Source organism: Ornithinibacillus jepli (genome assembly GCF_047228935.1).
Taxonomy (GTDB): domain Bacteria; phylum Bacillota; class Bacilli; order Bacillales; family Amphibacillaceae; genus Ornithinibacillus.
In genome coordinates, this window is sequence record NZ_JBFEGG010000002.1 from 547488 (window position 1) to 567683 (window position 20196).

Consider the following 20196-nt stretch of genomic DNA (forward strand, 5'->3'; position numbering starts at 1 on the left):
ATTTTCGTCTTAATAATGACCAGTAACACAGGGGGTGAGACTAGTTTGCAGGATATAGATAAAATGGACATCTCGGATTGGTATCAGCAGCATGGTGAAGCCATTTTAAAATACATATTATTAATGGTTCGTGATTATCACCATGCTGAGGATTTGACCCAGGAAACGTTTTTTAAAGCTTATAACAGCATGAGCTCCTATCAGGGAAAAGCCAATCCTAGAACATGGTTATTTCGTATAGCTCACAATACTACGATAGATTTTATAAGAAAACATAAGCCCATTGAGTTAATCAAAGAATTCATTCCTTCTTTAATAGATAGAAATCCGTTACCAGAAGAGATGGTACAAATAAAGGAATGTACAAAGGATTTATATATGGCACTTGGCAAACTAAAAAGGTCTTATCGAGAAGTTATCATATTACGGAAGATAAAAGAGTTTTCCACGGAAGAAACGAGTCAGATACTAAACTGGTCAGAGGGGAAAGTAAAGACGACGCTATACAGAGCAATCCCTGCTTTGGAAAAGCTATATGGGAAGGAGGTTTTATAAGTGAACACCCCTTTAGATGAGGAATTAAAAAAACTTGATCAGCATGTTTCTTTTAATCAAAACCAAATAAAAGAAATAGAGAATAAAATCTTAACTAGAATTGATAAGGTAGAGAATAACAGAATAAAGAATTCCATCCTGTATTTAGGTAGCATCACTACTTTTGCATTATCGATCTTTGCTGCATTTCTCATTTTTTCAAACCCTAAAGAAACTATCGAACGTGTTAGCGGGGAAGGTTTAGAAAACAGAATAACTAATCAAGTAGAACACTTGTTATATATCGTTATTGGGTTCCTTCTATTGAGTTTGATTGTATTTACAGTAATTAGAATTAGAAAAAGAGGAATCTCGATTAAGCAACTACCTTTCAAATTTAAAGCTTCGTTCATCGGTATTGCAATTATTACATTGTTAGTACTATGGGTCAGTGGATTAATGAATCTTTGGATAAATGGCATTAGCTATGTTACAAACAACGTTGATAACTATTCGGTCGAGGCATTTCCTGTTGATGGAGAGTATTCCGTTACGATTGATTTAAGTGACCTCGATAGCAACAAAGGTAAAGTGCTTTATGATGATGGTGAGAATCAAATTTATGTATCCGATGTATTGGTACATAACAAATCAGATTACCAAATATATTTTAGGGCGAGCGGAACGTATAATTTGAATGGAGCAACATTAGTATCTGGGATTGAACACGCATATACTCAAAATGGTTTCACAGATTATATGCATGTTATTGCAACCGCTACTTATCGTGGAGATACTTTTGAAATAGACCAGGCTGCTATTTCTGGTATAAATTATCGAGACGGAGATGACTTTGGTTTTTATTTATTTCCAAACGAAAAAGATATTAGCGTTAAAGAGGACTCCATTATAGAAGTGACACTTTCCAATTTAGTTTTGAACAAATGGGAGAAAAAGTAGCTTTGGGGGAAGACTCCCTCCTACAACAATCGGGTGTTGTATTTAAAACAAGGTGTTCCTAGTGTGGTCACCTTGTTTTCGTATGAGTATAATTTTAGTTTGGTTTCAGGTGTAAGAAAGTATTAACATTAAAGAAATGAAGTAATTAGATTATTCGATATAATTTGATATAGAATTCAGAAATTTATGATACAATTATTTTAGCAAAATTTGCGAAGAGTTTAATAAGGCGGGTATTATCCTGTCTTTCACAACTTATTTGCTTTTTAAGCTGACTAGGAAATCTAATACTATATAAACAACATGAGTTTTTTGTTCCTCAAACGGGTCCTTTATTTCAAGAAAGATAGATTGAAAGTAGAAAGGGAGAAAGTAAATAATTATGGAGCTACAAACAGAAAGATTAAAACTTACCCCTTGTTCTGATAAGGCATTATCAACTTATTCAACAAAAGAATACGAGCTAGGATCTCATATTGGAAAGTATCTGAAAGAATTAAAAAAAGATAAAACTCTATTAGGGTGGGGAGTTTGGCTTGTTATTGATAAACAGACGAATAAAATTATCGGGGATATTGGATTCAAAGGTAAGCCTGACTTAGAAAAATCTGTTGAAGTTGGATATGGGATTACACCCTCAGAACAGAATAAAGGTATTGCAACAGAAGCATTAAGATGTATCATTAAGTGGGCATTTAACTCCGATATAGTAAATAAAATAACTGCTGAATGTCTAAATGATAATACCCCTTCTATTAAAGTGTTAGAGAAATTGAATATGAAAAAAATACATACTGATAATAATATGATTTACTGGCAATTGGATAAATAACTTTTTTATTGTTTTATACTCACTTAATAGTACTGCTCAGTAGCAACCAGAACACTAATAGGGCTTGTAGGGTTAACTACCTACAAGCCTTTCCTAAAAAATATATTCTTCATTTCTTAGTTTTTCTTCAGCTATCCTAAAGGCTATTCCCGTCCCAATCATCGTCGAAAGTACCGAGCTTCCCCCATAACTAACTAACAGTAAAGGGATTCCTGTAATAGGCATAACTCCAATTGTCATTCCAATATTTTGGAAGGCATGTACTGCTAACAATGTTGAAAAACCAAAACAAAAATAGGAAGCAAATGGTTCTATTTTATACATTTTTAAACCTCGGACTATTAAGCTATAAATAAGGATAAAGTATAGCAAAATCACAATTGTACAGCCAACATAACCAAAGCTTTCTCCTATGATTGCAAAGATAAAATCTGTTTGAGCTTCAGGGATATAGACCTCAAGGTTATTAAAACCTTTCCCAAATAATTGTCCAGAACCTATCGCTAGTAAAGATTTTGTTACTTGAAAGTTTTTATCATTCTGATGCTCTGATTCTTGTACCCACGTCATTATTCGATCAACTTGATATGGTGCGATAGGAAGAAGTTCTGTAGACTCCTCAGGGAACGTAATTATGATAAAAAATGCACTTCCTATTATTATTACGAACGAAGCTGCAATAAGCAATATCAGTTTCCAATTTATTCCGGATAAAAGAACCGTTACCCCTAGAATTATAAGATAAACAACAGAAGTACCAAAATCTGGTTGTAACATAATAAGACTTACAGGAATTGCTGTAACCACCAACAATTTACTAAACAATATAAAATCACTTTTAAATAGACCAGTTCCATATTTATTTTTGTGTTTAACAATGACATAAGACATACATAAAATTGTGGTAAACTTTGCAAATTCAGCCGGTTGCATGGAGATCCCACCAAAAACAAACCAGCTATTAGCCCCATTTATTTCTGGTGCTATGCCACCTGGATTAATTAGTAAAACTCCAAGTACAAGGACTCCCATTATATAAGCAGGGAGACTTAATTTGAATAATTGATTAAGATCCAAGAAGCGAATCCCTATCATGAATAAGATTCCGATGCCAAACCATACAGATTGCTTAAGTACAAAATTTTCACTTCCAGGGTAAGTCTGTTGCAAATTATATAACGATAAAAGACTTATTAACATCAAGAAGAAAATAACTAAAATAATATCCATTGGGATTCTCTTTTTTTCTGATTCCAAAATACTTCGCTCCTATTTATAATAAAAGTAATATTTACACATCCAATACCATAGAGCAGGTGATGAAGTTATTTGCTACGTATTTCTTTAAGAAATGCTCATATACATAACTTTTATCTTCCCTTTAGTAATATCATGATATCGTATAGACTGGAAATACCTTCCTTGTTTTTATAGTATCAAACAGAAAATAGATATAATAGTAATAATTTTCTTCATTATAAAAGGTGTCCATGATTAAATGATAATAGAGACAAAAGTACATTTTTACGTGCTAGTCTGAAACAGGGGTGAAACTTTTGAAAAATAATAATGAACGTATCGGGAAAGTCCAGGAAATTCGCCGCTTTCCTGTTAAATCCATTTTAGGAGAATCTTTAGCCACAGCTTCTGTTGATGATCGGGGTCTTTGTGGAGATCGCCTGTGGGCTATAAAAAACTTAGATGGAAAGTTTGGTAGTGGCAAAACAACACGACGCTTCCAACGGATGGACGGGTTATTTCAGTATAGGGCAAGATATGAAGGTAGCAATCTAATCTTAACAATGCCCGATGGCTCCGAATATCAGGGTGACCATATTGACGTACATGAGGTATTGAGCGAGTCACTCGGGTTTCCAGTAACATTGGCAAAAGAAGAATCTATATCACATTTTGATGAAGGTCCAGTAAGCATTATTACGACCTCTGCGTTACGAATGTTGAGTCAGGAATTAGGAGAGGCGATTGACCCTAGACGTTTTAGAGCAAACCTTCTAATCGATACCGATTCAACTGGATACCCCGAAGATGATTGGGTTGACCGAACAATCCATATCGGTCCAACCGTAGCTCTAAGAGTTGTTGCGCCACTCCAAAGATGTGTCATGGTAAACAATGCACAAGAAGAATTAAAACAAGATGCTCGAATTCTCCGAAACTTGGCTACTAACCATGATGCTATGTTTGGAATCTGGGCGAAGGTTGTGCGTAGCGGTGACATACATGTTGGGGACGATATCATCTTACAATAAAATTGCTTAAGGAATGCGACAATCCAAAATGGGTTATCGCTTTTTTATGAAAGTAATCACCTAACTTTTTCCTATAACTTTTCATGATACCTATATATCCAAAATTAGTATTTTATCTATGCCCACGCATATATTACACTTACATTAAAACAGCATAAAAAATATTTTGAATTGGGGTGGGTAGGTAATGGAAATAAAACGATTGACGCTTCAAACAAATAAAATCAAGGCAATGAAAGAATTTTATGTAGACACGTTAGGATTTCCATTAATTACGGAGGATGAGCTTCGTTTTTGCATCCGAACGGGTACAGACGAAATAGAATTCACATCGGAACATGTAGAAGGCGATCCTTATTACCATTTCGCCTTTAACATTTTTGCTAATAAATTTGAAGAGTCTAAAGCTTGGGTAAAAGAAAGAGTACCTTTGAATGTAAGCGATGGCGACGATGAAGTATATTTTTCTAATATCGATGCTCATGCCTTATATTTCTACGACCCTGCCGGTAACATTGTAGAGTTTATCTCCAGACACGCTATTTCGGAAAATGGAGAAGAGCCTTTTTCTATAGAAGGTATCCTAAACATTAGCGAAATCGGTCTGACAGTAGATGACGCTATAGATGCTGGAAATAAATTAATGGAAATTGGAATTAAGGAACGTGATAACGAGCCTATAAGCTCCACATACCTTAACTTTATGGGAGATAAAACAAAGGGGATTTTTATCATACTTAATCAACCAGGGAGAGAATGGCTTTTTTCAACTAAGCGATCCGTCGTATTCCCTCTGGAAATTACAACATCTAATGGTAAAATCGTCGTAACTTCAGACCGAAAGTTAGAAGTATATGCTCCTCCAAATGAACAGTAATCTTTTCGGATAATCAAGGTTAAACAAAAGTAAGAATCCATTTTGATAATAGATTGTTCAAATTGGATTCTTACTGCCCCTCTTAGGATTACTTACTAAACACCCACATTTTCGACACTTCACGATAGCCCAATTTAAGATATAAGGATCGCCCCATTTGACTGGAAGCAAGCGCACTCTTCACCGCTCCCTCCTGCTTGGCATCATGAAGCATTTGCTGACAGAGTGCATTAGCCATTCCTTTACCTCTATGATCTTTTGAAGTAAATATATTATCTAAAAAACATACCTTTCCATCTAAAAGTAGATAGCTTCCATGCGAAACAGGCTGCCCATTTTCCTCACCAATGTAATAATGCAGATTTGGGTTGTCTATTTTCCCAAGATCAATGACAGTTTTATCAAACAGATGATTAATATGTCGAGCCTCTTCTTCCGTTTTTACACGCTTAATACTCTTGTCTTCTGTATCAAAAGACACGCTCTCCAGATTTAAAATCATAAGATACTCTGTACTTTTGAGCGAGTACCCCATCAATTCATAACTATCCGGTTTTTCATCAGAGTACACAGTAAGCCAGTAATCTTCTTTCGGTTCTTGTTTATTTATGGTTTCTATAACATGATCAGGACCTGCATTATAAACGAAAAACTCGTCCGTTCTACCAGCAACTTTCGTACCAAATGCAAGATGTTTTACTGAATTGAAATCATATAGTTTAGTCGCCGGTTGCCGACTACAGTGAAACTCCCCCCGTACAAAATAATCGATAGCCGCTTTTATCTCTGTCGTTTCCCCCATTACGGAATCCCCCCATATCGCCCAATAGCATTTAAAAATCTCCCTTATTATATCAAAGTTATCTTTGTTTTTTGAATAAATATTTCAAACATTATGGTAACATGATGGTATATAGAGTATGAACTTACAAATACCACGCGTACATCATTCGAGGGATTGGTTAAACCATCATGATACTAAGGAGAGAATTTAAATGTTATCACTATCCACGACTGTTCAAACAGTCTTAGATGAATATATTAATCTATTTCATGAACAATTTCCCGAAACACTTGAAGGATTATATATCCATGGTTCCATCGCTCTCGATGCCTATGTCGATGACTCCAGTGACATTGACTTTATTACAATAACAAACCGCCGCCTAACAGAGAAGGATCGAGATACATTATCTTCTATTCATACTAAAATAGCGGATACATATAAAAAACCAGAAATGGACGGTGTCTATATCACTCGGAAGGACATAGGAAAACTCTATCATTCTAGTGGTGATTCAGCCTATAACTACCCATACTTTAATGATAATATTCTATCATTTGGCGATTACTTCAACTTTAATCCGATAACTTGGTGGTTATTTAGTAAAAAGGGAATTACTGTGTTGGGGCCAGAGCCTAGTGCTTATCCCATCGACATCAACTCTGATCAGTTAACTTTATACGTACTGGAAAATATGAATTCTTACTGGGCTAATCGAATTCAAATGATGGAAAATTCAACTGAAAAAATAATTAACCTACCGAGCCAAACCATAGATGTTGAAGTGGAATGGACCGTTCTTGGTCTGTTACGCCAATTCTATACGTTAAAGGAACATGATATTATTTCAAAATTGGGTGCTGGGGAGTATGGATTAGTTCACCTTCCAGAAGAGTGGCACACCATTATAAAAGATGCGATCCATATACGTAAGAATACGAGATTAAATGCATTCGATTCAGATCGAGAGAGACTAGAAGCTGTAATAGGATTTTCGAAGTATTTGATTCGCCTTTGTAACAGCAGCGGCAGTTTAGGATGAACACCATATATAGAAGTTGGAAAGTTGGTTTTACAATCTAATGAGAAAATGGTTTTTACTTGGATTATTATTCGTTTTTATATCTATCATAATCGCCTCGATAACAGGCTATTTTGAAATAGTAGTGTTTCTAAATTTAATAGTAGGAATGATAAGTTTAGTTATTGCATTCTATATGCATATTGGAATGATGTGGTTTTACCGCTATAACCAATTTAGAAATAATCATGCTCATGCTGATTACAAAAGCAGGAATCGACTTAAATATAAGTTTGTTGTATTTGGCATACCAAATGTTTTAGTTGGTGAAATAGTCAATAGAGTATTTAATATTTGGACGTAGAAGAAGATTTAGAGCTCTTAATCTATCACATTAAAATACTAGGAGTATCTCGATTGAGATACTCCTAAAAATCACTCTTTACTTCTTCACAGCATGGATAAAATGAATCGTCTCAAACGCAGACAAGTCGTCCGTTCTATTGGCGAATAAAAGCTCATTGATCGCATTTGGAGATAAATGTTCATAAATTAGTAAACCTAATTTTTCTAACATATGCTCCATTTCCTGATAAGTGAAACTCGATTTCATCGGTTCTCCACTTGCTGCAGCCATTTTCACCATATTTTCCACTCGATTAGACATCCCTTTTTCTACAAAGAGATTTTCATCTGCATAATCCAAAACAATGGAGCTGCCTGTCGGGACGTTAGCGAATATATGATGAATCAAGGACGCAATTTCCTCTTTCGTTAAGTAATAGGAAACACCCAAAAGGCTAAAGAACGTTTTCTTATGATCAAACCCTTTTTCTACTAACTCTTGATAAGAAAACTTAGTCGTAAAGTCCATCGAAACAAAATGGAGATTATTCGGGATATCAAGCTTAGCTTCCCTTAACCTTTTCTTTTTAAATTCTTGTGTAGCCGGATGATCAATTTCAAATATCTCTAAGCTACTTTCCAACTCAGGATATCGGAAAGCAAACGTATCTAAGCCTGCTCCGAGTATGACATACTGGTTTACTCCTAACTTCAATTCATGAAGTAATACTTTTTCACAATAAGCAGCGCGTGCTAAAGGTGTTGGGGAAAGCTGAACTTGTGTAATCCACTTTAATATTTTATCTGGATCATCTTTAAATCGTTGCGCAATATCTTTGTTGAAAAACTCTATGCCATTCATCATATTCTTGCTGATAGTGGAAAACTCTTCTTCCGATATTAACTGGTTTGCAATAACATCATCAAAGATCTTTGGTGTGTCATATTTACTGTGATATGCACGACCGAATGCCGATACTAAGGAAGTTAAACTGGACTCATTTTGTTTCATACCATTTTCCTCCCAAATAAAAAAATAAGATTCCCCTGGCCAGGAGAACCTTATTATACATAATATATTAATAACTGTAAATTATAGCATAAATAAATTATTTTGTCAATTATTATGACCGTTAAATTTCGTGAGAATATTCTAATTCAACTAATCGCCTCAATACTTAAAAAGGATATTTTCTATTTTTAGCGAATTAAACAATATAAAGAACAAGAATACAGGATATTACAAAAAGAGAGCATAGGAGGTATAGGTTATAAAGATCAATAGAATCGATCATGTCGGTATAATCGTGAATGATCTACCTGCCGCGAAAGAGTTTTTTCTTGAATTTGGCCTTGAAATGCTAGGGGAAGCAGAAGTAGAGGGCGAGTGGGTCGAGAGAATAATAGGACTTCAAAACGTTAAAGAGGATGTTGTGATGTTTCAAACGCCAGACGGCGAGGCGACTATAGAACTAGTTAAATTTCACACACCATCAGATGAAAATGGCATTCAATCTGCTTCGGCAAACACTCTGGGAATCCGGCATATTGCCTTTGCTGTTGAAGATATTGAAGCCATTGTTGCCAAATTGAAAAAGAAAGGCGCGGAACTTATTGGCGAGATACAAAACTACGAAAACGCTTATAAATTGTGCTATATTCGTGGGCCAGAAGGAATTATTTTAGAGTTGGCGGAGCAAATCAAATTTTGAAGTAACGATTCCGTTTAATTAAATAAGCTACTTGAAATTTACTAATATAAGGAGATGTTCTATGATAATTGGGCAGAAAATTGGTGAGGGGCCTAATGCAGAAGTCGAACATTGGATAATTCCAGTAACTGCTCGCAAGCTATCTTCTGATAGTATTGATGAAGACAAGAAGCAATTACTATTGAATGAGATTAAAATGGGAATTTCATTCTAGTAATAACGACATACTTGAATTATAGAGTAAGTTCAATTAAAGGGAGAGATATTATGACTGCGATCATTAGTATTTTACTATATCTATTCATTCTGTTTGGTTTTTCAACATTGCTATTTTTTTCATTCCAAATGATATGGGAAACTAATGAACCTATTATTGTTTACTTGTTATCTTTGATCTTTATTTACTTAATATTGAATACTATCGGGAAAATTACTAATCAGGATAAGTGATTACCGGTAAAAGGTTTGAGGTAATATATGAGGTACTAAGATTCATTCTCAAAGAAGGATTTCCAACAAATGAATAAAAAATAATGAAAACGAAAAGGAGTATCGTATGTGCAGAAACATTAGAACGTTGTACAATTTTGATCCACCAGCTACCAATGAAGAGATTCATGCAGCAGCACTTCAGTACGTCAGAAAAATTTCCGGTTTTAACAAACCCTCAAAGGTTAACGAAGAAGCATTCAATCGTGCAATCCATGAAATAGCTGTCGTCACCGAGAATTTACTAAATACGTTGGAGACCAGTGCGGAACCTCGTAATCGAGAGGTAGAAGCTGAGCGTGCGCGCATTAGGTCCGCTAAGCGATTTGGAACACAATAATTATCTTTCTAGAATCAATAAAAAGGGAGGGGATACACATGAAAGTCGGATTAATCGGTGACAGCCTAACCGAAGGACGTCCTGGAGTTTCCTTTTTTAATATTCTACAAAGCAACTATCCAACTATTACCTTTATCAATCTTGGCAAACCAGGGGAAACCATGAAAAGCTTGCATTCACGTTTAACTAATACAAAATTAGACACTGATTATGATCTGGTCTTTCTTTGGATTGGGGTTAATGATTACTCCAAATTATTGAAGGTTCAAGCACAGCCTGTTGCAAAAGACCACCAAGAATTCAAAGAATATTTTAACCTTGTACTAGATATGATTACGTCTTTTTCTAGGCAGGTTGTTGTGGTATCACCAGCTATAGTAGGAGAAAACATTAAAAACCCTTCTAATGAAGAGCTAAGAGAATTGACCTCCATTATGGAAAGTTCTAGTAAACAATCAAACGTAAGCTTTCTGAATATGAATGCTATCTTTGAGAAGAAGTTGGCTACACTCCATTATTCTGACTATATAAGTACAGGTATATTCAGAGTAATGATGGATGTACTCTTGTATAAGAAGCCTAAACGAATAGATCGGTTATCTAGTAAGCGAGGATTGCATTTAACTTTAGATGGAATTCATTTGAATAGTAAAGGTGCTAGAATTGTTGCGGAAGAATATTCCTCGATAATTAATCGATTTTTACACAACAGCATGACGACAACTCAATAGCTTTCTGTATTTTTTCTACTTTTGTCCATAGAAGGAACTATTATGTCCATTGTTGAAAATAGTGGGATCATGGAAATAGAAAGGGCCGAAGACTTTAATAAAATCATCCACTCAAACGCTCTTTAAATATGAAAGGAGTAAAGGAATGAGTTATCAAAACACTTTTATTACCATTTCAGAGGATTCAGCTATTGAATCGGCTATTACACCCCTCCCGAGAAATAACAAACCAACTATAGCCTCGATTGAATATGAGTTAATCTATAATAACCCTTATAAATACACCCAGAGTGATGTGCAGTTTCAAACCTATTTAATAAAAAACGACATTGTTTCTGATCAATTAGAAGAGTTAAGAGAGCAATTCTTCCAAAAACCTAAAGCGTGTTTTAGAGCTTCTCCATTGGTGAAGAAATATGGCTGGGGAATACACTATGATGCGGAAGGAAAAGTTGCAATATATGGCGTTGATAGCGAAGCCTATGAGCGATTCCTCCTTTCAGATGATATTACCAAATTAAAAGGAATGCGTTCTAAAAGGAAATAAAACGAACTTACGAGAAGAGGCTGTCTCCAAAAGCTATACTTTTGGGACAGCCTCTTTATTGGGAAATCTTAATAACTCCAAGTCAAGTCATTATATTTTTGTTAATTTCGATTAGCGTCCCTGCTGGGTCCCGGAAATGTGCCACGCGAATTCCCCAGTCTTCACGATCATGTGGCTCGGTAATGAATGCCACCTTTTCCTTTAATGCCTGATACGTCTCGTCCACATCATCCACCGCAAAGATTAGGCTAACTTCATGTAATGGACGGTTTGCCGGTTCGACTTTTGCATGAATATCCTCGAGCATTTCATTCCGGTCAAAAATCGCAAGCTGTGTATCACCTACCTGGAACTGCGCATAATTGGACGTTTCATCTCCCCAGTTGCAAGTAAACCCTAAGGTATGTTTATAAAACTCATAGCATTCTCGATAGTTATCAACTAGCAGTCTAGTATGGGTTAGTTTCATTTCAATCACTCCTTCGTTTAATTCAATTTCCATGCTGGTATTAATGAATGAAAATCAAAGAACATGCTCATGATGACATGAATTATCGTGTAAAGTAATAAAATCGTGCTGTAGGTAAGCATCCACTGCAGGAACGCCTTCTTTAAGAAAAGGTATAACAGAATCATCCCTACCGGAAAAGGTGTTAACACGATTAACCAAATTGGTGCACCTAACGCTTCCGTTAGCGCTCCGAGTGTTACGACAGATGTCCCAATCACGATTGCCTTCCATAGTGCAATCCCATTTCTCACTATATGACTTCCAATAAAGTACGATAGTGACGTTAAGGCTACAGATAAAATATAGCTAACGACATAACTCATAAGATCTCCTCATTTCTACAAGTCTACTGTATTACTCCATTTATTAGCATATATAAAAGTACACGGTTGCCATACTATCGGAAGTCATGATATGGGCTTTTTTGGTGTGACTGGAGTAATTTATTTCGCATATAAAAATGAAGAGCTCATTAACTATTCCTTATGCTAGAACGGAACTTATATCTTCCCATTCATAGATTAATAGACCGAGTTCCGCTCCACCTAAAATTACTTTTTCCGTTTTCACTAACGTTGCGCCATAATGCTCATAAAAGTAACGGGTTTTGTTATCTTCTAGCACTTCTACAAATACGCGTTTGTAGCCTAGTTGTTGGCATTGGAGAACGATTTGCTTAAGAAGCAGTTTACCAATCCCTTTCCCTTGGTACTCCTCCAGCAAATAAATAGAAGTTAAATCTCCTGAGTTCGGTACCTGATTAGACTCTCTTTTCCCACAGTCGGCAAAACCAACAATCTTTCCTTCTTCAGTCTCTGCAACAAACAAGTAGTTATCCTCTCTCGCAATATTCCGCTCCCATAATTCTGTACGCTTTTCATAGGATAAGTTGTTCAGCATCGTATCTGGGACAATATTTTTATAGGTTGTTCGCCAGCTGTCTACGTGTACTTTAGCAATGCCAGTAGCGTCTTGATGGTTGGCTTTTCTAATTTTCATGGGATCCCTCTTTCTGTACCATTTAGAATTTATTACATTATAACAAGGATATACGCCATTTTGTTTATTTTTACAGAATTTTTCTAATGTTAGTTAGGAATGCATATGATAAGATGATTATAAATGCACGGGAGATGATGGCGATGTTTGCTTTTAATGTGGATGATGAGATTTCATTAAGGCTGTTGGACGAAAGATACGCCGGGGAATTGCTTCAATTAATAAACCACTCCCGAGAGGATTTACGGGAATGGCTTCCTTGGTTGGATAGTACCACAACACCGAGACATGTTGCTGAGTTTATCCAAGGTGCATGGATGATGTATGAGGAACGGAGTGGACTTCGTTTAGGGATATTTTATCACGGTAGACTTGCTGGTATGGTTGGATTTAACACGATAGACTGGGCAAACCGCATTGGCATCATTGGCTACTGGCTTGGCAGTCATTTTCAAGGATATGGCATTATGACAAGGTCTGTTACCGCTATAATCGATTACGGATTTAACCAGTTAAATTTAAACCGCATTGAAATCCGTGCTGCCTTTCAAAACGATAAAAGTAGAGCAATTCCTGAACGGCTAGGCTTTCAAATTGAAGGAAAAATCCGCCAAGGGGAATGGCTATATGACCATTTCGTCGACCTCGTCATGTACGGAATGCTCGCATCGGAATGGGAATAGTAAGGAGATTAGAAATGAAATTTTATATTGCATCAGGATTTGAAAATAAGCAGCTTGTCCAATATGTACGGGATAGGCTCGTTGAAGCTGGACATATTCATACGTATGACTGGACAAAAAATACTCGCGCGACATCGGAAGCTGCTTTACGCGAAATTGGGACGGCAGAGCTTCAAGCAGTGGTGAATAGTGATGTAGTAATTGTGCTCCTTCCCGGGGGCAAGGGCACGCATACCGAGCTCGGGATTGCACTTGGGTGTAAAAAGGAGATTCATCTATTTTATAGGGAAAACCTAGACCAAGCTACTTCTACCACGTTTTATTATGTAGACGGTGTTCAGCATTACAACGGGGATATCGATCATTTTATAGAAAAAATACGAACACTATATTCATAGAAGTGGAGCGAATAGAATGACAACTATTTATCTAGTAAGACATGGGGAAACAGATTGGAATGCGGAAAGAAGAATGCAAGGTGGAACGGATATCCCGTTAAATGCGAAAGGTGAGGAGCAAGCCGAACTTTGTGGTGCTGCATTGAATCCAAGTGATTATGATGTCGTTGTTTCTAGTAATCTTAAGCGCGCTAAGAAGACAGCAGAGATTATTAATCAGTATTTGGGATTACCTTTTGAAGTAATGGAAGATTTTGCGGAGCGCAATTTTGGCGATGCGGAGGGGTTGACCTTTGATGAGCGTAGTGAGCTTTATCCAGACCATGAGTACCCGAATCAGGAAGAGCTAGAAGTTTTTTCTTCGCGAGTAATGAATGGACTTGAAAAGGTGTATGAAAAATATGCTGGTAAGCGCGTGTTGTTAGTTGCTCACGGTGCTGTGATCTACCGAATTTTAAGCAATCTATCAGAAACTAAATTGAACCTTTATGGTAGGAAGATTGAGAATACAAGCATTTCTACGATTTATCGTAAGGATGATGGTTGGGCGATTCAAGAATATAATCGAGTCGATCATTTAGAGATTAAACAGGCATAATTGTTGGAGTTGATGACGTTGAAATATACAAATTCGTTAGAAGGAATCACGGAAGGAATGTTAGAAGGGTTCTTTGTAGACTGGCCGAATCCGCCTAGTCCAGGAACACATTTGAAATTATTAAGAAATAGTAGTCACGTTGTCTTGGCGATTGATGAGGACAAAGTGGTTGGTTTTATTACGGCTATTAGTGACGGGGTGCTTTCTGCCTATATCCCGCTTCTTGAAGTTCTTCCTGAATATAAAAGTAAAGGGATTGGCTCGGAATTAGTAGAGCGAATGCTAGGCGATTTAGAGCATCTTTATATGATTGATTTAGCGTGTGATGATGATCTGGTGCCTTATTATGAACGATTCGGTATGCAGCGGTCTACTGCAATGATAAAGCGGAACTATAGTAGACAATCTGGGGAATAGTGTTTTCGGGGAGCAAAAGCGATGAATGAAATTGTGCTACGAGCTATAGCTTTAGAAGATTATGTGGTTATGAGATTTATTCGGGTAGGGAATGTAGGTTAATTCAATATCGGTTAGTGTAGAGTCGGGGGAACCTGACTCTTTTATTTTTTAAAACATAGATTAAAAATATTTAGAAACTTGTGATAAAATTAAGTTAGAAAACATAACTACTGGGGGATTAATGTGAGAAAAGGCGTCGTATTTTTATTTTTTATATTCGTACTAACCGGATGTAGTTTCACCGGCCACGCCACGCTGGAGGAAGCTGTTCAAAGCAGGTGGGATACACCTATCAAGGTAGTAAATCAAGACAGTGAAAAACACCTTGTTTATTATTTAGACTATGATCAACACGTGATAGGTACATATGAATTTAGAGATGGAAAGTATTTTTATGATAATAAACAAAGTGAAGGGATGCGATTTACTTCAGCAAGTGGGTTGCCCTTTTATATACAATATAAATACTTTGAGGGTTCAGGAGATATAGTTTACGGTGCAATTACGACCGAAGACTACCAGGTTGAAAAATTCGTTATCCATTATAAGAGCGGAGAGATACAAGAAATAAATGCGGAAAACAACACCTTCATGTCAGAGATTCCACCTAATGTGGATCCAAGGGATTTTATGAGTCAGATTGATACAGTATATGGATACGACAAAAATGGAGAGGTAATAGAAAGTATGGACTATTAAAGGAGTCAATCTGTTAGAACGTAAGGAGAAACTTCGTGAAGTAGAAACATATTTTATATATGACTCTTCCCAGTATTCTTAATATAGTATAAAAAGATTTCAATACAAAAATAAACATAACGGAAGGAGAGATTCTCATGGGTTGGATTATAATCGTCATGATTGCCTATACACCACTCTTATATAGAATGCAAAAACGGATTAGTTACTTAGAAAATGAAGTGGAAAAACTAAAAAATGCTAATTAAGGGGATTTAACAATGAAACAAGGCAAAGGTGCTTGGTTTCATAATTCTCCTTCTGAGGTTCTTTCTTGTATGCTTCTCCAGAATATGGGCTTAGACGCCTGGTATATGTTACCTTTTAAAAGTCCGTTCCCAGAACGAGGGCTCAGACAACCGCCATCTGCTACCTTTTTACAAAGTCCTTCTCCCGAACAACGGCTCAGACAACCGGTATCTCTTAACTCCGCATCATAATAACTCCCACTTCCATACCAATATAATAATCCAAAAAAATTAGTAATATTTTCCCATAAGCAGTAGTAAATTATGCTATTCTATAAATAGTGTGAATTTTAGCATTTGGTTAATAGCCCAAACGAAAGAACTTTATACTAATCTATTTTAAGGGGAATTGCAGCTATGAAAAAAGTATCTATTTTACTACTAACTTTAGGAACGTTATTATTATTTGGATGTAATCCACAAGCATTGCTTCCGAATGATATGACGTACGATAGTGAAAAGGTAGAAGCTTACTATGAAAATGGTGAATATGAAGAGGCGTTAGCATATGTCGATGAAAGAATCGAAAAATATCCAGACGATGCTAGTCTACATGGAGAGCGTGGTTATTTACTACTCGAGCTTGGACGAGCTGATGAAGCATTAAAAGCATTAAATAAGTCCTTGGAATTAGAGCCAGAATTTGAAGCGGCTTTAAATAATAAAGCATGGGCATTAAATGAGTTAGGCAGATTTGAAGAAGCTATAGACTTTGCAAAAAAAGCAATTGATTTAGAGCCAGACGGCGATATGGAATATGTTAATATGGGAAATGCACTAGTATCAATGGAAAGAGATCAAGAAGCATTGACATACTATGAAGAGGCGTTAAAAATTAACCCAAATAGTGAATATGCCTTTTTTGGAAAAGGTGTTGCGAATTATTATATCGGCGAATATGAAGTAGCATTAGAAGCGTTTAACAAATACAATGAATTGGTTCCTGGAGATATAGATGTATTGTGGTATTTGATGTACACTCATGATGGGCTAGGAAATTGGGAAGAAGTAGTGGCGTATAGCGACCAAATTATCGCACTAGATCCTACACAAATTGATGCATACTATTATAAAGGTTCCGTTTTAGTTGACTTAGATAAGCCAGAAGAAGCAGGTAACGTGTTTGATACGCTAATTGAAAAATTCCCAGAGTCTCCATCTGGATATTATGGAAAAAGTCGTACGTTCATGTACATGGAACAAAAAGAAGAAGCACTTGAGCAATTAGCGAAAGCGGTAGAGATTGATCCAAGCTATGGGGATTGGGCATACGAAGACCCAATGTTCTATAACGTAATCGAAGATGAGACATTCCTGGAGATAATCGGATACTAATAATCCTTAGTAAAAAACCATCGTTTTCAACTACTTATTAAAAGTTGAAAACGATGGTTTAATTATTATGAAATGACTTTCAATTCGTTTGCTATTTGTAATAGCAGAAGAAAATTCTTACCAGTGTACTTGAAGTTTATTACCACTTGGATCATAAAAATGGAAATAGGCATGACCATTATCTTGTTTTATATCCTCAACCTTAATTCCATTTTCGATAAGGTGTTGATGAAATTGGGATAATTCTGGACTCGTAAAGCCAATGCTAAAGGCTGGTTCACTATTAATTGTAAAATGTGAAAACGTTTCATCTTCAGAGGGAACTAAGATAAGTAAAAAAGGTCCCTCATTTACTTTAATAATCGCAAATGGATCCTCAGTAATGGTTAACAATTGCAGCCCTAACACATCTCTATACCATAGTGCAGAATGGTCTAAATCTCTCACAGGGATTCTAATATAATGAACTTGTTCAATAAATGATTTACTCATAGTTTTTTACTCCTCTATTTAATTGGATATAAAATATCAAAATCAAATGCCTGAATTTCATTAGCAGGTACACTAAAAGGATTGAATGTATCAAGACGATTGGGTTCAAGGGAAAATGCATTAGTTCCATTATCAATTTGATATCCTTCTTGTATGATCCATTCCTTCAAATACCTGTATCTACGGTCCATCTCAGTCCTACTAAAACATCTACAATCAATTTTTGCATACTTCCTTTTTGGTATCGTCATAGTCAAGCACTTATACTCCCCAGGAATAGGAGTGTTATCTTTTACTTTAATTCCTACCCAAAGCTCAATTCTACCATCTGGCTGTACCATAATTCCTTGATTATAAAAGACAATTCCTTTATTTTCTTCCATTGAAAGTTCTTTCTCAGAAGATAGAACATCTTGTAGTCTATTCCATCCTTTTCGTACTTCCTGCCCCACCTCAAAATTTTCCATACTACCACTTACTTTAACAGCTAGCATAGTAAACCGATCAATCGTGACTGTCTTAACTTCTAATTTCCTATTTCTCTGATACTCCTCTTGTTGACCTAATAGAACTTGCAGTGAGTGTGGCGTTTTTTGAGGTTGATAGTTTTCTAGAGGAAAAAGGTTTAACGCAGCTTTGTCACTCATATAACTTCTTCCTTTCCATAATAGGTATATAACTTCGAACAAGCACGTTATGGTTTGATGAGTCAAATGAAGAAGTTTGATATTGAGCAAACCACTGTCTTGAATCATCTAGAATGTATTTTTCTTCACTAACGATCCACCGGTGAATAATTTCTAAAACACCATTAAGTGTTCCGTAGGCCTTCGTCTCGATAACAGCGAATAATCCACCGCCTAATCTCTTCTGATTAATATAAGGGTTGCTTATACCTTCAGCTTTTGAGTATTTAGTTGTTATACCACATTCACTCCAATGTTCCAAACCATTTTCTGCTCCGTAGTTATATGATACGTACAGCTTTGCCTTAGAATAGTCAATGAATGCATCGGTTTTTAACCAATCAGATAATGTAGCATCAGCTTTATGCTGACTATCATGTCCGTAAATCCTACTAAATGCCACCCAGAAAGGTTCAGTTTCTTCTACGGTAATCATTTCAGGTTCTAGCTGACGCTCAATCGGTAAATAAAGTTTCATTCGAACAAGTTTTTGGTTATAGGTAATGTACTCTTCTAAGTATGTATGTGCACCTTCTTTAAATACGCTTTTAGGCAGCCACTCTGAATATAACCGATTCCATAATGATAGAATACCGTGTTCACAATTTGAAGGGGTTGCTCCAACCGCATACATCCCACCATGAATCTTTTTAATATACATTCCAGCTATTGAGTTAACAATAGACTCTTCAATAGCAACCATCATTTCATATGCAAATAGGTTACGGTTAAAGTCAGATCCTTTATCATGATCTAATTCTATATTACGACCAAAAAGTTTAACTTTTTTCATGCTTAAATTAGAGTTTTGAATTAGATGTTGAACTGCCGTAAATGCATCCTTTTCAATTCCTTCTAAACAGTCTGATCTATGTATATAACTTAGTACTGTCATATCTTTTATTTGAATAACCTTTACGTCAGGGTATCTATCGAACAAATCACGTTCCTCTAGGTAGTTCACCTTTTCGTATAAATTAATACGTTCGAAACTATAAAACATGTCTGAACTTTTATATACCTTCGGAGTCACTCCAACTATCTTCTTGAATGATTTTGTAAAAGATGCCTGTGATTCAAAACCAACTTCCATGGCAATGTCTATGACTTTACGCGTTGAGTTTTTCAGATGTTCTGAAGCAATGCTAAGCCTTCTTTTACGCATGTAGTCTTTGACTGGATGTCCAGTAAGGGAATAAAACATACGATATAGATGCGGGAGTGACATACAAGATATATTAGCAACCTCTTCTATTCCACATTCATTTCCATATTCTCTTCTATAAAATCTATTGCAGTTTGAACACTTTCTAAGTAATTCATTTCTCACCACCAGTCTAGTAAAATATTCCAACAGGAATTTGAAAATAATTCCTTTAGTGTAACTATAGCAAACATGTAGGTCATATTTTTGTCCTTTTTTATCAAAAACCCAATAAAATTGACAGCGTTTTGAAATATACTAAGCATCTATTCTAGGGAAATGAGTAAGAAATTTATATGTTAAACAACTTGGATTACCTTTATTAAAATAACTAGTCACTATCATAAATGATTCGATAAAAAGGACATTAATCTATCTTGGATTAATGCACCCGTCAGTTCAA

27 protein-coding genes are annotated in these 20196 nt (G+C 35.9%); 18 read left to right on the plus strand and 9 right to left on the minus strand.

Translation table 11 applies throughout. The features are described from left to right. Positions 1-45 precede the first annotated feature (45 nt). The 3 genes from AB1K81_RS10790 (at position 46) to AB1K81_RS10800 (ending at position 2326) form a co-directional block, all read left to right on the plus strand. On the plus strand, positions 46-555 hold the full coding sequence (locus AB1K81_RS10790) for an RNA polymerase sigma factor (protein ID WP_412976664.1): 510 nt from the start codon (positions 46-48) through the stop codon (positions 553-555). Further along, positions 556-1494, plus strand: coding sequence for a hypothetical protein (locus AB1K81_RS10795; protein WP_412976665.1), 939 nt, complete (start codon positions 556-558; stop codon positions 1492-1494). A 382-nt stretch (positions 1495-1876) separates the two neighbouring features. Next, positions 1877-2326 carry a GNAT family N-acetyltransferase gene (locus AB1K81_RS10800; protein ID WP_412976666.1) on the plus strand — a complete coding sequence of 150 codons (450 nt, stop codon included), beginning with the start codon at positions 1877-1879 and terminating at the stop codon, positions 2324-2326. Positions 2327-2419: 93 nt separating this feature from the next. Here the strand turns inward: AB1K81_RS10800 and AB1K81_RS10805 are convergent, their stop codons facing one another. Further along, positions 2420-3583, minus strand: a complete 1164-nt coding sequence (locus AB1K81_RS10805; protein ID WP_412976667.1) for an FtsW/RodA/SpoVE family cell cycle protein — start codon at positions 3581-3583, stop codon at positions 2420-2422. 299 nt (positions 3584-3882) lie between these two features. On the opposite strand from AB1K81_RS10805, the gene AB1K81_RS10810 reads away from it, so the two are divergent. Both AB1K81_RS10810 and AB1K81_RS10815 read left to right on the plus strand, forming a co-directional pair. Next, positions 3883-4596, plus strand: coding sequence for an MOSC domain-containing protein (locus AB1K81_RS10810; protein ID WP_412976668.1), 714 nt, complete (start codon positions 3883-3885; stop codon positions 4594-4596). Positions 4597-4783: 187 nt separating this feature from the next. Continuing rightward, positions 4784-5473, plus strand: coding sequence for a VOC family protein (locus AB1K81_RS10815; protein WP_412976669.1), 690 nt, complete (start codon positions 4784-4786; stop codon positions 5471-5473). 88 nt (positions 5474-5561) lie between these two features. Here the strand turns inward: AB1K81_RS10815 and AB1K81_RS10820 are convergent, their stop codons facing one another. Continuing rightward, positions 5562-6275, minus strand: coding sequence for a GNAT family N-acetyltransferase (locus AB1K81_RS10820; RefSeq protein ID WP_412976670.1), 714 nt, complete (start codon positions 6273-6275; stop codon positions 5562-5564). 193 nt (positions 6276-6468) lie between these two features. Here AB1K81_RS10820 and AB1K81_RS10825 point away from each other — a divergent pair, with 193 nt between their 5' ends. Beyond that, positions 6469-7299, plus strand: a complete 831-nt coding sequence (locus AB1K81_RS10825) for an aminoglycoside adenylyltransferase domain-containing protein (protein ID WP_412976671.1) — start codon at positions 6469-6471, stop codon at positions 7297-7299. 40 nt (positions 7300-7339) lie between these two features. After that, entirely contained in the window at positions 7340-7642 is a 303-nt protein-coding gene (locus tag AB1K81_RS10830; RefSeq protein WP_412976672.1) for a hypothetical protein, read from the plus strand. Positions 7643-7720: 78 nt separating this feature from the next. Here AB1K81_RS10830 and AB1K81_RS10835 read toward each other — a convergent pair whose 3' ends face one another. Then, a complete protein-coding gene (locus tag AB1K81_RS10835; RefSeq protein ID WP_412976673.1) occupies positions 7721-8635 on the minus strand; it encodes a class I SAM-dependent methyltransferase in 915 nt (304 codons plus the stop codon). A 259-nt stretch (positions 8636-8894) separates the two neighbouring features. Here AB1K81_RS10835 and AB1K81_RS10840 point away from each other — a divergent pair, with 259 nt between their 5' ends. The 5 genes from AB1K81_RS10840 (at position 8895) to AB1K81_RS10860 (ending at position 11442) form a co-directional block, all read left to right on the plus strand. Further along, positions 8895-9335 (plus strand): VOC family protein, encoded by a 441-nt coding sequence (locus tag AB1K81_RS10840; protein ID WP_412976860.1) that lies wholly within the window; start codon positions 8895-8897, stop codon positions 9333-9335. 61 nt (positions 9336-9396) lie between these two features. Further along, positions 9397-9549, plus strand: a complete 153-nt coding sequence (locus tag AB1K81_RS10845) for a hypothetical protein (protein ID WP_412976674.1) — start codon at positions 9397-9399, stop codon at positions 9547-9549. 342 nt (positions 9550-9891) lie between these two features. Beyond that, entirely contained in the window at positions 9892-10164 is a 273-nt protein-coding gene (locus AB1K81_RS10850; RefSeq protein WP_412976675.1) for a DUF2277 domain-containing protein, read from the plus strand. A 38-nt stretch (positions 10165-10202) separates the two neighbouring features. Further along, positions 10203-10895, plus strand: coding sequence for an SGNH/GDSL hydrolase family protein (locus AB1K81_RS10855; protein ID WP_412976676.1), 693 nt, complete (start codon positions 10203-10205; stop codon positions 10893-10895). A gap of 145 nt (positions 10896-11040) precedes the next feature. Next, positions 11041-11442: a DUF6157 family protein gene (locus AB1K81_RS10860; protein ID WP_412976677.1), complete on the plus strand. Its 402-nt coding sequence runs from the start codon at positions 11041-11043 to the stop codon at positions 11440-11442. A gap of 82 nt (positions 11443-11524) precedes the next feature. Here AB1K81_RS10860 and AB1K81_RS10865 read toward each other — a convergent pair whose 3' ends face one another. The 3 genes from AB1K81_RS10865 to AB1K81_RS10875 form a co-directional block, all read right to left on the minus strand. Beyond that, positions 11525-11911, minus strand: coding sequence for a VOC family protein (locus AB1K81_RS10865; protein WP_412976678.1), 387 nt, complete (start codon positions 11909-11911; stop codon positions 11525-11527). A 17-nt stretch (positions 11912-11928) separates the two neighbouring features. Continuing rightward, positions 11929-12276 (minus strand): hypothetical protein, encoded by a 348-nt coding sequence (locus AB1K81_RS10870; RefSeq protein ID WP_412976679.1) that lies wholly within the window; start codon positions 12274-12276, stop codon positions 11929-11931. 160 nt (positions 12277-12436) lie between these two features. Next, positions 12437-12952, minus strand: coding sequence for a GNAT family N-acetyltransferase (locus tag AB1K81_RS10875; RefSeq protein WP_412976680.1), 516 nt, complete (start codon positions 12950-12952; stop codon positions 12437-12439). Positions 12953-13038: 86 nt separating this feature from the next. Between AB1K81_RS10875 and AB1K81_RS10880 the strand changes: the two genes are divergently transcribed. The 6 genes from AB1K81_RS10880 (at position 13039) to AB1K81_RS10905 (ending at position 17411) form a co-directional block, all read left to right on the plus strand. Continuing rightward, the gene (locus tag AB1K81_RS10880; protein WP_412976681.1) at positions 13039-13635 is read left to right on the plus strand and encodes a GNAT family N-acetyltransferase; all 597 of its coding nucleotides are present in this window, start codon (positions 13039-13041) and stop codon (positions 13633-13635) included. Positions 13636-13649: 14 nt separating this feature from the next. Then, positions 13650-14033 (plus strand): nucleoside 2-deoxyribosyltransferase, encoded by a 384-nt coding sequence (locus tag AB1K81_RS10885; RefSeq protein ID WP_412976682.1) that lies wholly within the window; start codon positions 13650-13652, stop codon positions 14031-14033. A gap of 16 nt (positions 14034-14049) precedes the next feature. Then, on the plus strand, positions 14050-14631 hold the full coding sequence (locus AB1K81_RS10890) for a histidine phosphatase family protein (protein WP_412976683.1): 582 nt from the start codon (positions 14050-14052) through the stop codon (positions 14629-14631). 12 nt (positions 14632-14643) lie between these two features. After that, positions 14644-15048, plus strand: a complete 405-nt coding sequence (locus AB1K81_RS10895; protein ID WP_412976684.1) for a GNAT family N-acetyltransferase — start codon at positions 14644-14646, stop codon at positions 15046-15048. Positions 15049-15273: 225 nt separating this feature from the next. Further along, entirely contained in the window at positions 15274-15789 is a 516-nt protein-coding gene (locus AB1K81_RS10900) for a hypothetical protein (RefSeq protein WP_412976685.1), read from the plus strand. Positions 15790-16433: 644 nt separating this feature from the next. Continuing rightward, positions 16434-17411 carry a tetratricopeptide repeat protein gene (locus AB1K81_RS10905; RefSeq protein WP_412976686.1) on the plus strand — a complete coding sequence of 326 codons (978 nt, stop codon included), beginning with the start codon at positions 16434-16436 and terminating at the stop codon, positions 17409-17411. A 117-nt stretch (positions 17412-17528) separates the two neighbouring features. On the opposite strand, the gene AB1K81_RS10910 is transcribed toward AB1K81_RS10905, so the two are convergent. The 3 genes from AB1K81_RS10910 to AB1K81_RS10920 are packed head-to-tail and all read right to left on the minus strand — an operon-like array spanning position 17529 to position 19922. After that, positions 17529-17903 carry a VOC family protein gene (locus AB1K81_RS10910; protein ID WP_412976687.1) on the minus strand — a complete coding sequence of 125 codons (375 nt, stop codon included), beginning with the start codon at positions 17901-17903 and terminating at the stop codon, positions 17529-17531. 14 nt (positions 17904-17917) lie between these two features. Then, positions 17918-18550, minus strand: a complete 633-nt coding sequence (locus AB1K81_RS10915; protein ID WP_412976688.1) for a GyrI-like domain-containing protein — start codon at positions 18548-18550, stop codon at positions 17918-17920. Further along, positions 18543-19922, minus strand: coding sequence for a helix-turn-helix domain-containing protein (locus AB1K81_RS10920; RefSeq protein ID WP_412976689.1), 1380 nt, complete (start codon positions 19920-19922; stop codon positions 18543-18545). The genes AB1K81_RS10915 and AB1K81_RS10920 overlap by 8 nt, the downstream gene beginning before the upstream one ends. Between the last annotated feature and the right edge of the window lie 274 nt (positions 19923-20196).